This window comes from Prevotella sp. E13-27, assembly GCF_023217965.1.
Taxonomy (GTDB): Bacteria; Bacteroidota; Bacteroidia; order Bacteroidales; family Bacteroidaceae; genus Prevotella.
On sequence record NZ_JALPSC010000001.1, the window covers coordinates 1,162,800 to 1,176,395 of the forward strand.

The window sequence follows — 13,596 nt, forward strand, 5'->3', positions numbered from 1 at the left end:
GATATGATACGATTTATTTTTTCTATAGTTCTTGGTATTTCTGTCTGTTCACTTTCTGCACAAAAGAAAATCTATATTCCTAAGGACCTGCAGAAGATGAACATGGAGAGCGACACAGCTCAGTGGAGCTTCAAGCGCTCTGCCGAGACGCGCGACCTTGTGTTCTTCTGGGAGCGTGGTTTCGGTCATGACCTGCAAGATGTTCCCCAACTGGAGGGTAAGCCGATGAACATTAATCTGTCTGTACTAATGGAGCGCCTACAGTCGTTCTATACATTTTTCCGCGACACTCTCGGCTTCGGCAATTCCAACAGTCATGCTGACCATTATAAGATGATGGTCATGCTGATGTATTCTCTCGACGGCACTGCCTATGGCGGCACCTACGATGACTTTATTGGCGGACTATGGGTCGCACCAAACCGCATCCAAGATAAGACAATGAACTGCATGGCTCATGAGCTGGGTCACTCTTTCCAACTGCAGATACCAGCCGACAAAGCCGGCGATGCATGGGGCGGTAGCGGCTTCTATGAGATGACATCGCAGTGGATGCTATGGCAGGTAAATCCATGGTGGTTGCGTGATGAGAACTATCATTTCGAGGCTTTCAAACGTCTCACACACAAGGCCTATCTCGCTATGGAGAATATATACCATTCGCCATATGTCATACAGTGGTGGAGCGATCTTCGTGGACGTAAGACCATAGCTGAGCTCTATCGTCAGGGACGTCGTGGCGATGATCCGGTAATCACGTATAAGCGCATGTTCAACTTGTCTCAGCAGCAGTTCTGCTATGAGATGCTTCGCGGCTATCAGCATCTGGTAGATTTCGACTTCAAGCATGCCCGTAAGGAGACTCGTCCCTATGCTCAGACATGGTCCACACGCTTAGACACTTTGTGTACTGGCTGGTTCGTTCCTAAGGACACGCTTGAAGACTATGGCTTCCACATCATCCCGCTCACAATAGGAAAAAAGATGCCTCGGCCGCGTGTTGTGACGACCGGTAAGACTGCCGAAAGCTCTGTGATGTGGGCGCTTGTAGGCATTGATAATAAGGGATGTCCCGTCTATGGGGAACCCGGGCAGAACCGCCTTGCAGATAAAGATCTGCAGAAGCTCTATCTCGTCGTGATGGGGGCTCCCAAGGAACACAGGCCACTTTACCAGCCTTTTAACGAGGAAGATAAGAGTGCTGGGGACGATGCTCCACGTCATTATCTCTACAGACTGAAATACTGAAATGCTGATGAAGAAAGTACTGATTTTTTTATGTTTGCTGTTAGTTACAGTCTCTGTAGCAGCCCGCGATGACTATCGCTACCGAAAACTGACCATGAGCGAGGGTCTGGCATCCAATACTGTTCGCAACATTGTGCAGGATGACTACGGCTATCTGTGGTTCGGTACAGATAATGGCCTCTGCCGATATGACGGTCATCGCATCCAGACCTACCGTATCACAACAAATATAATTAATCAATATGTGTCATCGCTGGTCATCAGCGGTGACATACTCTTTGTTGGTACTGATGAAGGTGTGTTCAGTTTCTCGCTTAAGGACAGCCGCTTTGAGCGCCTCTCAGCTGATATCATGTCAACAGTTACTCACCTTGCCATTGATCACGACCAGCAGCTCTGGGTGGCAACGGCCAACAATGGCGTTTATTGTCACTCGATGAAGACCGGACAGACGCGTCACTATGCTCGTGCTGCAACAAATAATCATGTTGACTTTATCATGGCTGACAGTGAGAACCGTATATGGACTATCAGCAATGCCAATCCTATGTCAGTGCAACGGCTAAACCGTCTGCATGATGCTTTCGAAGCCGTAGCCTTACAGTCTGATGTGCCTTACAATGGTCTGTGTATGCTCGAGAGCCGTGATCGCCACATCTATCTCGGTACATGGACTAATGGACTGATGCAGATGCATGCTGATGGTAGTCTGAAGCAGGTTATCAATCCGCAGCTCAGTGGTGAGGGCTTCCACATTCATACGCTTTTCCAGTTTGCTGATGACCAGATCTATATTGGGTGCGACGACGGCCTCTTGTGCTACAATCCCATAACAGGCGAAACAGTAAACATGTTCCGTAAACAAGGCATTAGCGACCGCTTTGTCTATTCTATAGCCACTGACAAGGAACGAGGCCTATGGGTAGGCACGTTCTATGGCGGTGTGAACTATTTCTCGCCTGTTGGTGACCGCTTCATGTCCTACACTAAGCAGGATGGACTCTCTGGCAATGTCATCTCGCGTTTCTGTGAGGATGGTGAAGGAACGGTCTGGATGGCCAGTGACGACGGTGGTCTTATGCGTTTCCTGCCTGCCGAGAAGCGCTTTGTCAGTTATCCTCACCAAAAGGAGTTGTCTGCTCTCAATGTCCATGCCCTCGCACTCAAAGGCAATCAGCTCTGGATAGGTACTTACTCTAGTGGTGTATATGTCTTGAACATCGCTACCGGACAGTTGCGCCACTATGGGCATGACGGCAAACCGAACAGCATCAGTGATTACAGCTCCTATGCAATACATCACGACAGTCATGGCCGTACATGGATTGGTGGTATGCGTGTTTTCACGCTCTATAGGCAAGATACTGACGACTTTAAAAAAGTAATAGATATAAACTCCATAATCATTGACATCGATGAAGATGCTGATGGATCGCTTTGGATGTCAACACAAGGCGAAGGCCTGTGGCACTATTCGCCCGACAAACATCAGCAGAAGGTCTATCATCACAGCGCAGACGACCCCCATTCACTGCCAGATGATCAGGTCAACTGTGCACTGATTGATGCCGCAGGCCGGTTGTGGGTGGGCACCATGAATGGGCTTTGCTATTATGATGTAACCCATGACAGCTTCGAAATAGTCGAGCTGGACGATCAGCCAGTCAATGTGATGGGCATTGTCGAGCAGTCAGGCTCGTTATGGCTCTCTACTGAGCACGGACTGTTGCGCTATGAACCCAAAGAAACTAAATTGGCTGTACACCATTTCACGCTTGGGGATGGGCTTGTCAGTGAACAGTTCATTCAGAACTCTTGTATGAAGGCAAGCGATGACCGTCTCTATTTCGGTGCTACTAACGGCTTCAACACATTCTACCCTTATAATATTAAGGTCAATAATTCTGAGACACCAGTATATATTACTTCCCTTGAGGTGCTCAACCGTCAGGAGCGAACGGTTGAAGGCTATCCGCTCGATCTTTCGTTCATCAGTAATATAGATTTCGACTATGCAGATGCGCGTATGCTCAGCTTCTCATTTGTGTCACTGAGCTACTGCTCACCAGGGAAGAATCACTATGCCTACAAACTTGAAGGCTTTGATACCGAATGGAACTATGTTGGCACACAGCATAAGGCAACCTATACCAACCTTCCCGCTGGCACCTATACGCTGCGAGTAAAGGCAACGAATAACGATGGCGTATGGTCGTCTAAAGAGGCACAGCTGAAGATTACTGTCTATCCACCGTTGTGGTGGAGCTGGTGGGCGCGTCTGCTCTATCTGCTGATCATTGCTGCACTCATCTGGTATTACGTCCATATGCGCCTATTGCGTGCCGAGAACCGCCATCAGCGAGAACTGCAGAGAGTGAGAGAGCAGAATGAAAACGAGAGCCGTGAAGCACGCCTGAATTATTTCACCATGATTGCTCATGAGATCCGCACACCAGTATCCCTCATAATTGCACCTCTCGAGAAACTTAAGAACAATCTTTCCACATCCATACAGGGCAGCGACAACAGCCTCTCACAGCTCGACATCATCGACCGTAATGCACACCGCCTACTCGATCTCGTCAACCAGCTCCTCGACTTCCGTAAGGTGGAACAACAGAGCCTCATCATGCATTTTGCCTCACATAACGTCAGTTCGCTGATACACAGCGTCAGCGAACGTTTCGAACCTACGTTCGAACAAGGCGGAAAACAGTTTACCACCGTCTATCCACCAGAGCGCCTCTCAGCCATTATTGATCGTGAGAGTATCATTAAGGTTATTAGCAATCTGCTCACCAATGCCAACAAATATTCAAAGTCTAAGGTAGAGCTACGATGTACCATAGACCCTGACGAGACACACTTCCGTATAGAGGTAACAGACGATGGTATAGGCATACGTCCTGAAGACCGCCAGCGAATTTTCGCACCGTTTTATCAGGCAGAGGGCAACAAACCTGGAACAGGAATCGGACTTAGCATAGTCAAACGCATTGTCGACCTCCATCACGGAACGATTGATGTTGATTCGGAGTTGGGTAAGGGCTCCACCTTCCGAATTATGCTCCCCATTCAGCAAGAAGTGGATCTGACAGAAGAGAAAGTTGTGAACACTTTGCCGATTGGCGATACTGAGGTCTCTTCAGTCAACACTGCCAATGACGCTGCTCTGCAATCAGCTGATGACGGACAGACCGACAAAGAGTCTGCCAGTGCTACTTCCTATATGCTCATCGTCGATGACAATGAAGACATGGTTAAGTTCCTCTACGACCATTTCAGCCATTATTACCGTGTGCTCACTGCCCTCGACGGTGTAGAAGCACTATCACTGCTCAGCAAGCATGAGATAAGCATAATCGTTAGCGACTGGATGATGCCCCGCATGGATGGTCAGGAATTGTGCCGAAGAGTGCGCCTTAATCCACTCACCAGCCACATACCGTTCCTTATGCTAACAGCTAAGACAGACAATAAGTCGAAGATAGAAGGCATGAATATCGGGGCCGATGTGTATATAGAGAAACCGTTCTCTGTGGAATATCTTGAGGCATGCATTGCTAACATCTTGCTTATGCGCCGCCGACTCATGCAGAAGGTCAGCTCTGAACCATTGGAAGGTTTGGCTCAGATAGGTACCACACAGGTGGACAGCGAGCTGCTGACGAAGATGAACGAGATTATTGAGGAGAACGTGGCAAACGCAAACCTCAATGTTAATTTCCTTGCTGAGCAACTTGGTATAAGTCGCAGCGGACTCTTCGCCAAGATAAAGTCGCTCACAGACATAACACCCAACGAGATGATTACTGTTGTACGTCTCAAGCGTGCCGCCATCCTCCTTCAGGAGGGAAAATACCTTGTGAGCGAGGTCGGTTACATGGTAGGCTTCTCCAGTCCGTCTTATTTCTCCAAGTGTTTCCAAAAACAGTTCGGCGTTAAGCCGGGAGACTATGTGAAAAAGTCGTCTCTTGCTTAAATGATGCCCAGCTGATGCAGGAATACCAGCACTATGCCGATAGGACATATGTAGCGCACGGTAAAGACAAACAGCAAGAACAGATTGGCGTTAATCGAGCCTTGGTTGGTAAATTCCTCGAAGACAATCTTGCGGGGAATGAACCATCCTACGAAGATGCATGTCAACATGCCGCCAAGTGGAAGAAGAATGTTTGCCGTGAGCCGGTCGCAGAAGTCCATCAGCGACAGTCCCATAATCTTCAAACTATCCCATGCTCCAACAGACCATGCGCAGAACACGCTGATACATGATGCCGTGAGTGTGATGACAAAGGAAGCATTACGACGTTTCATGTGCATCTCCTCGGTGAAGAAGGCTGTGCCTATCTCGTGCATGGAGATGGTGCTGGTCAGTGCGGCAAAGACCAGAAGGGCATAGAACATGATGCTTACTACATACTCCACAACGGGTATCGCACCGAATGCCTGCTGGAAGACGTTTGGCAGGGTGATGAATATGAGTGAAGGACCACTGTCAGGGTTGATGCCTACCGATGCCGCTGCAGGGAAGATCATGAGTCCCGAGAGTATGGCAATTAACGTGTCGAGCACTGAAATCTGGGCTGCGGAGCCGAGCAGATTGGTGTCGCGCTTGAAGTAGCTTGCATAGGTGCACAGACAGGCAGTGCCTAACGATAGTGAGAAGAATGCTTGTCCTAACGCTTCAAGGAAAACATGACTGTTTAGTTTTGAAAAGTCGGGCTTGAAAAGAAACTCCACACCTTTCCAAGCATTAGGTAGTGAACAAGAGGCGATGACAAGTATGACGAGCAATATGAGCAGTATGGGCATCAAGAATTTCGATGCTCGCTCAATGCCTTTCCTCACGCCGCGCACCACTACCATATGGGTGATGATGATGAAAGCTAATGCCCACATGACAGGTTTCACTGGATGGGAAGCAAATTGCTGGAAGTAGGTCTGGGCATAGTCTGCCGACCCTTGAACGTGACCCAACAATGAGGCATAAAGATACTGCAGACACCAACCAGCCACCACTGCATAGAAGCCGAGGATTATCGTGGCAGTGAAAATGCCGAGATAGCCAACAAAACGCCATGGACGTTCTCCTGAAAGATTATCGTAGGCGCGCGCAGCATTTGCTTGTGCGCGACGGCCTACGATGAATTCACTTATCATGCCTGGCAACCCAAGCAGGAGTATGCAGGCAATGTAAACCAAGAGGAAAGCGGCTCCGCCGTTCTCTCCCGTCATATAAGGGAAACGCCACACATTGCCCAAGCCTACGGCTGAGCCTGCTGTGGCAAGTATGATGCCTATCTTACTGCCGAAGCCTGTGCGTTCGGCTTTTGTGTTGTTGTGTGTCAAAGTCTATAGTTTTTGTTAATCGTTTTTCATTCCCAGCTCACCAACGGTCTTTTGTGGTGATGTCGTCACCCCAGCGGTGATCTTTGGGGAAGGGCTGACCTCCCCACGCCTTCACCTGTGTCCAGGGCTCAGCCTTGTCGGTCCAGAAGGGATGGTCGGCAGGCAGTCCGAGTGGCATCAGTGACAATGATGTCATGTATAGTGAGCCGTTGTTGGTGTACCAGTCGGCTGTCTCTGGCTGGTGTCCACAGAATCCAATGGTGAGGAAGCCGCCGTCGTTGTAGTTGTTCTGCTCGTCATACATGCGGTGCATGACCTTTGTAAGAGCTGCACGCACCTGTCCGTTTGACAGGTCTTTTGGCAGTTTCTGATACCAAGCCATGAGTGCAAGTGGCTGCAAGGCTGCCATGCGATAAGGCGTAGAGCGTCCGATGACGGGGAAGGTGCCTTCAGGGGAGATGAATCGCTCGAGGATGATGGCGAACTTCTGTGCTCGCTTTAAGGCGCGCTGGTAATATTTGGGGTATTCGAGTCGTGTGTTGGCACGTGCGTCGAGCATGTTCTGCAGTGTTTCGAGATACATGGCATGGAACACGTAGCTGGAGTAGTAGTCGAAGGCGAAAACAGGTCCATCGGCATACCATCCGTCGCCTACGTACCACTCTTCTACCTTGCGCACGGTGGTCATGACGCGGTAGTCGTCATATTCATTGAGACCGGCGGCCTTGGCGATGAAGCTCTCTATGACTGAGGAGAAGAGGAACCAGTTGGTGTAAGGTGGCTCTATCTTGCGGAGCTTCTTAAACTCTGTCAGATAGCGCTGTTTAGTCACATTGTCGAGCGGCATCCATAGTGCATCGTAGGCGCGGATGAAGGACTCAGCGATATATGCTGCATCGACGAGGTTCTGGCCTGAGGCTCCCCACACGAGGTAGTCGGGTGACTGGGGATCGACGCTATTCTTATAGGAGGCAAGTGCCCACTGTCGCAACTGTTGGCGCTTCTCCAACTCATCCTTGTCGGCAGCAGTGGCGTTCAAGGGCAATGTGTCGGGCAGAGCGAGCCAGGGAGCTATGCCTGCCATGAGTCGTCCGAAGGTCTCCATATAGACGACCTTACGGTTGCGGTTGTCGAAAGAGGGCGAGAACTCGGTCTTCATGTTTTTCTGAAGCTCGCCCTTAGCCATGTTCTCTAACACAGGCTGTGCCATCTTCCATGCCTGCTCGCACCAATACTGACGGTCGGTGGGCTGTGGCGCAGTTTTCTTCTTTGCTGAGAGAGGTAGCAAGAAGAATACTGTTGCAATAATGATTGTCAGTCTTTTCATTTTGGATTAGTTTTTTCGAATTTCACTTGGTATGGCCACTGTTCGTCGTTCTGTGGCCAGTCTGTTGATGCTTTGCCTGATGTCCAGGGGTGAGACCAGTGCTCTGTAGGTGCTCCCATGACGACGAAGAAGAGGTTAGTGCAGTTTTCGGGAATGGTGAGCTCTGCCACACCTTCTTTGTCGGACTTCACCTCACCATAGGTGCGTGTGCCGTTGCTCTGCAGTGCTACGAAGGCGTAGCGCCATCCTGCCTTGTCTTTGTTTACATAGCGATAGCCGGTGGCATCGGTGAGTCCGGTGAAGGTGGCTTTTACAGTGGTGCCGGCAACGGGCAGTGACATATTGGTGATGTGGTAGCCGTAGTTCTGGATGCAGGTTGCGGGCGAGGTGGTGTAGGTGCCTGACTGTCCGCTTACTGCCGAGATGTATTTCTTGTGCTGTCCGATGCGGTGCTTGGCGCGGTCGCGAACACCATCTATATCCCATGTTGCCATGCGCATATAGCCTTCCATCAGTTCGTTGTTGAACTGCTCTTGTGAGAGGTTGTTGATGCGCTTATATACCTGTATGGGGTCTTCGTAGGGCTGTGACTCGCGCCACATCAGGCCGATGAATCTGCGTCCGTGGAGCATAGCCCACCAGTCGTGGATATAGCAGCAGGCATAGCGCCAGTCTTCGTGAAGGAGGTTGAGATAGTGTTTGGCAAGATGCTGCTCAAAATATTCGCCATCGGTAAACTGACGGTCGGGGAATATCTGGTATGCCTGCCAGTCGGCACAGCTCTCCCACCATCCGTTGTCGTTGCCTCCGCCCCAGCCCCATCGCCATCCGCGGTCGTAGTGGTTGTTAGCATCTGTACCGAGGTCGGCAGAAACAAGATACTGGAAGGTGTGGCCTACCTCATGGGCGACGGTGTGGCCACCGCGTGCCGTGGCTGCCCAGGGGTTGAAATGACCTATGCCTGTAAAGCCCCATGTGCCGTTGGCATCCTGTCCGTTGTCGCCGGCGGCATCGGCTCGCCAATCTGACTGATAGGGTATATACAGCTGAATTTTCAGTCGGTCAGTTGTTGATGTTCCGGGAACGACGAACCCGAGGTCGGTGACATAGCAGTCCCAGCACTTCTCGGCTATTGCCAGCACGTCGTAGGCGTTGGCTATGCTGCCATTGTCGGGGTGCTTGATGTTTTTGGGGTCGTTACCGTAGCGCACATCCCAGAACACAGCGAAGTGCTCGCTCTCCACATGATGGGCGAAATTATAGCCTGTGGTTGCCTTGTCGTTTTGATAGTCTGTGCCGCTGTAGGTCTGAGGCTTCAGCAGATAGCGGTCTTTTGAGAACATGAGGTTCGCCTCGTCGTTGCTGAATAGTGTGGAGTAGGTGCGTGTTGATGCACTGCCGTTAGTATAGACCTTGAATGCCGATACTGTGACCTCTACGGAGTCGGAGCCTTTGATTGATATTGAGTTGAACGGCTTGAAGCGGTTGTCGTAGCTAACCCACAGCGTGTCGCTGCTCTGCGCCAAGGCACCGAGGACTGTCGTTTGAAGTAGTGAGAGAAGTAGTATTATTCTTGTTTTCATGATGCGTCCTATTTAACTATCTGTTTTCTTCCGTTAACAATATAGATACCTTTTCTCAGTGATGACAGTTGAGCAGCTGAGGCTACGCGACGTCCGCGAAGGTCATAGACGCTGTCGTCGGCCTTGGGCTTACGGGCTATCAATGCGCTTATCCCAGATGTGTCGAGCATGTCGTCATCTACTCCGTCGAGATAGAAGTGGAAGGTCGTCGTCATTTTGCTGAGATCTTGGAACCATGACACAAAGCCGTTGACAGCTGTTGAGTCAGTATGTTGCTCTACGAGTCCCTCGTTGTTGAAGAAGTAGCATCCAGGGGCTACGCGCTTGTTGAGGATATATGAGGTTGAGCGCTCGCTGTCGTCAAGACGGTTGAATGTGCCTGTTATATATACATGGAAAGAACGGTCGGCGCTCCACAGATTTTGTGGTGAGGGCTTCTGCTTTGTTTCCATCGACGTCAGTGGCAGCATGTAAATAGGTCCGTATGCTCTGGTGGCATTCCATCCTGTACTTATGCGTTTGCTGGAATCAAAGTCCGGCTCGCGTGTGGGCATGATGATGTAGTGGCTTCCTGCAACGATGGCATCGCCATTGGTGTTGAGGTCTATTGACTGTAGCTCTATGGCAGCCTCTTCGCCTTCGCGCATCTTGCTAACCTTTGCCAGTCGGGCATCGTCGCCGAAGCACTTGCGTACCTGTTTGCCTGTCATGCTGAATGGCACGCAGAGTGAGTTCCATTTGTTTGTGTTCAGTGTCTTCCTGAAGGCTAACAGACCATGGTTAACAGCATATTTGCCGCTATACGACGTGCTGTCCTCGTCGAGCAGGTAATGAGGCATGCTCTGGAATCGCAGTGCTTTCACTTTACTAAGCATGAAGGTATCACCCTCTACCACGATGCTGCCTTGGAGACGATGGATCATCGGTGTGTCGTAGCTGCTGACGAGATAATGGAATGTAGTACCGTCGGTAGTGCTTATGACCAGTTGCTTTCCGGTCAATATGAGTGCCTGACCCTGTGAGACGGCTTTTGCCGGGGCGTTGTCATGCTCGACGGCTGAAGCACCGAGTGTGCCAGCAATCATTGCAAAAACTATTAATAGTGTCTTCATAAGCAGTTGAAGGTAAAAGGGGTATTATTTTATAATGAACTTTCTGCCATTGCAGACATATACGCCGCTCTTCAGTGATGACATGCAGTCGGCCTTTGTGCCCATGCAGCGACCACTGAGGTCATAGACAGCATTGTTTGTGCAGTTAATGTCGTTGCCAGCAGTTGTCTCGGTGATGCCCGTGACATACTTGTTGAAGTCGAAGGCAAGGTTCGTCACATTATTGTAGAAAGCTGCAATATCGCTATATTTGAGTTCGCGTTCATAGACCACCACATCGTCGAAACGAGCGTTTGCTGAGCCCCAGAACGAGCCCTTGCCCAAGCAGATGGTGCTGCACTGGCTGATGTGCTTCTTTACGTCCTCGTATTTGAAGTCCTGGCGTCGGGTTATGTCGGCTCCGTCCTGCTGTCCGTTGGCAACATCATTAGTCTGAGTGCTCTGTCCGTCAACATAGATGCGTATGCCGGTAGTATCATATTGTCCGAACAGTATTATTACATGATGCCAGCGGTTGTTGCCAAGCTCTGTGCGAGTGATCTTTGTTGGGTGGTTTATGTCAATCCATGTACCGGCATTGTTGTTGTAACCGGTATAGAGGTTGCCTGTCAGATAGAGCGTTGCCTGAGTGTCAGGATTGTAGAATCCGCAGAGTGTTCCGTAGAGGTCGTCGGTGTTAAGGCGCTGTACCCAGAATGAAAGTGTAGCTCCTGTAGATGTGATATCCTTACCGTAGAGTGGGTTGGGAATCTCAACATAGCTCTCCTTGTTCTTGTCTGCAGCAGCCGTCTCCACCACATTCTCGTTTCGCAGCTGTAAATCGTCAGCCTTTACTGTGGGTAGAGTGCTGCTGGTAGATGCACGTTTCAGCTGAGCTTTCTCCTCACTTTTGAGTATGTTGGCATAGTCGCTATTGTCAAAGCTATAGTAAGCCAGCATTCCTGTCTCCCAGTCGCCTGCCGTGGATGGCTTCTTGGCTTTCAGGTTGGCATATTCCTTCTGCCAGAAGTAGTTGCCTGAAGAAACACGGTAGGTCAGATGGAACAGCGTGTTGTTTTCGGTGAACGCTTCTGGATTGAAGCGTCCGTATTCGCTGAATATCTCAGGCTCTGAAGACGTCCATTTACGCACAATGTTTGTAGTGAAGTCATCTTGAGCATAGAGGTCAACAGACGAAGAAATGGATTGTCCGGCACGTACTGGTTCTTTCTGGTTGTTCACCTGCCATGCAATTGAATATTTAGGGAGGTACTTATAGCCCCATATGTTCACACCGCTGTTTGCCATTACCGTAAATGCCGCAGCCTTAATAGTCTTTGTGTCGATCTGCTCCTCAATGAGTACGCCGTTATAATCGGTGCTGCCCAACCTGATAGTGAGATAGCTGGTGCCTTCGTCGAGTTTCCATGTGCCGGTATAAGCGCCAGTTATTCTGCCGTCGGCAGTAAAGGTGACCTTTACAGGTGTCACCTCTTCCATATTCTCATAGTTCATCTTGTACTTGTGTACGAGGATTTCGTATATGCCAGGTATGTCTTCTGTGGCAACAAGCTGTTTTGTGGCAATGTCGTTGTCGGTAGTCGTCTCGCCGTTATATTCGAACGGTGCTGCTACGAGCCATCCGTTCTTGTTGAGGAACACCTGATGTGTTCGCACGCTGTGGAATCCTGCCTGTGGATTGCCATCGTTGAACTTGGTGTGGTAGATGAGATATGTGCGGCCGTCGTTGGCTGCGATGATTGAGTTATGTCCCTGAGCACACTCACCTGTGGTCATGAATCCCCACTTTCCGTATGCGCCCATGATTTTCTCGCCACGTGTGTCAGTGCCAGCACCATAGTTCTTTACCCATGACGTGAAGATGGCCGAACGGCCGGAGGCATCCTTGTAAGGACCGTCGGGCTTCTCAGAACGGAACACACGCATCTCGTAGCCGCCGTCAGGTGCAAAGCCACCGTAGCTCATAAACAGGTAATAGTACTGACCAATGTGCTCAATATATGAACCCTCGCCCGAAACGTATAGTCCACCAGCAATCTTCTTGCCGAAGTAGGGGTCTGCTGAAACGGTATTAGCCACATCTGTCGTGTTATCGATAGTAGCATAGTTCACATCATAGTCACGCAGTCCATTTTCTTTATTAAGCTTCAGCATCCATATGCCGCCGCTCCATGAGCCATAGGCCATCCATAGTTCGCCTTCTTCGTCATAGAACACGCATGGATCGATGGCATGCGGCCAACGGTCGCCCCATTTCTGTCCGTTTGTGTTGCTGGGGCGGTTGTAACGCTTTGGAAGGGTTGATGTTTCACCCACCACAAGCTCGAGGTCTGTCTGGTGGAAGTCGATGGATGTGCTGCGGAATCCCGTGACGACCACTGGTCCTTGATACTCGTATGGACCGGTAATCTGATCGGCAGTGAGCAGCACGATGCTTGACAGCCATGCTTCTCCATTCACGCTGAAGTACATGCACCACTTCTGCATCGTCTCGTTCCAGATGATGTCAGGTGCCCACAGGTTGCCGGAGATGTCCCAGTTGGCAACTGATGCGTTCGACCATGCATAAGCGTTGAAAGCGGGGAAGGATACGTCAACGCCGCCCTTCTTGACCGTACTGACTGCAGGTGTGGAGAAAGCATTCTTACTGACGGCATTGGTGTTGGTGCCAGCCTTCCAGGGCACACCCACGTTCCATGTGTTGCCGGCCAGACCACTCTCTATGCCGAGCTCTACGGCAGTCCAATTCTGCATATCTTTGCTCTTCGCCACACCACGCATGGTGCCGAAGATATAGTAGTAATCTGATGCTGAATCATATACAACAGAGGGGTCGTGGACGCTTACTCTGGTCTTTGAAACGTCCTTATACATCGCTTTGGCCTGAGCGGTGGTTACCTCATTCTCCTGGGCATTCATTCCAAGCAAAGGCATCAATGCTAATGCTAAAGTAAAAATCTTTTTCATGCTTTTT

7 protein-coding genes are annotated in these 13,596 nt (G+C 50.2%); 2 read left to right on the forward strand and 5 right to left on the reverse strand.

Features of this window, described 5'->3' with window-relative positions; all coding sequences use genetic code 11:
• Positions 1–3 precede the first annotated feature (3 nt).
• Both M1L52_RS04830 and M1L52_RS04835 read left to right on the forward strand, forming a co-directional pair.
• A complete protein-coding gene (locus M1L52_RS04830; protein ID WP_248613810.1) occupies positions 4–1,248 on the forward strand; it encodes a DUF6055 domain-containing protein in 1,245 nt (414 codons plus the stop codon).
• 7 nt (positions 1,249–1,255) lie between these two features.
• Positions 1,256–5,230: a two-component regulator propeller domain-containing protein gene (locus tag M1L52_RS04835; RefSeq protein ID WP_248613811.1), complete on the forward strand. Its 3,975-nt coding sequence runs from the start codon at positions 1,256–1,258 to the stop codon at positions 5,228–5,230.
• On the opposite strand, the gene M1L52_RS04840 is transcribed toward M1L52_RS04835, so the two are convergent.
• Genes M1L52_RS04840 through M1L52_RS04860 form a run of 5 tightly spaced genes read right to left on the reverse strand, consistent with a single transcriptional unit; the run spans position 5,227 to position 13,589 of the window.
• Positions 5,227–6,600: a sodium-dependent transporter gene (locus tag M1L52_RS04840; RefSeq protein WP_248613812.1), complete on the reverse strand. Its 1,374-nt coding sequence runs from the start codon at positions 6,598–6,600 to the stop codon at positions 5,227–5,229. The two genes, M1L52_RS04835 and M1L52_RS04840, sit on opposite strands and share 4 nt — an antisense overlap.
• 37 nt (positions 6,601–6,637) lie before the next feature.
• Entirely contained in the window at positions 6,638–7,927 is a 1,290-nt protein-coding gene (locus tag M1L52_RS04845; RefSeq protein ID WP_248613813.1) for a DUF2264 domain-containing protein, read from the reverse strand.
• Complete coding sequence (locus tag M1L52_RS04850) at positions 7,924–9,510, reverse strand: DUF6055 domain-containing protein (RefSeq protein WP_248613814.1); 1,587 nt, start codon at positions 9,508–9,510, stop codon at positions 7,924–7,926. The genes M1L52_RS04845 and M1L52_RS04850 overlap by 4 nt, the downstream gene beginning before the upstream one ends.
• A gap of 8 nt (positions 9,511–9,518) precedes the next feature.
• Positions 9,519–10,622, reverse strand: coding sequence for a hypothetical protein (locus M1L52_RS04855; protein ID WP_248613815.1), 1,104 nt, complete (start codon positions 10,620–10,622; stop codon positions 9,519–9,521).
• 24 nt (positions 10,623–10,646) lie between these two features.
• Positions 10,647–13,589, reverse strand: a complete 2,943-nt coding sequence (locus tag M1L52_RS04860; RefSeq protein ID WP_248613816.1) for a family 43 glycosylhydrolase — start codon at positions 13,587–13,589, stop codon at positions 10,647–10,649.
• Between the last annotated feature and the right edge of the window lie 7 nt (positions 13,590–13,596).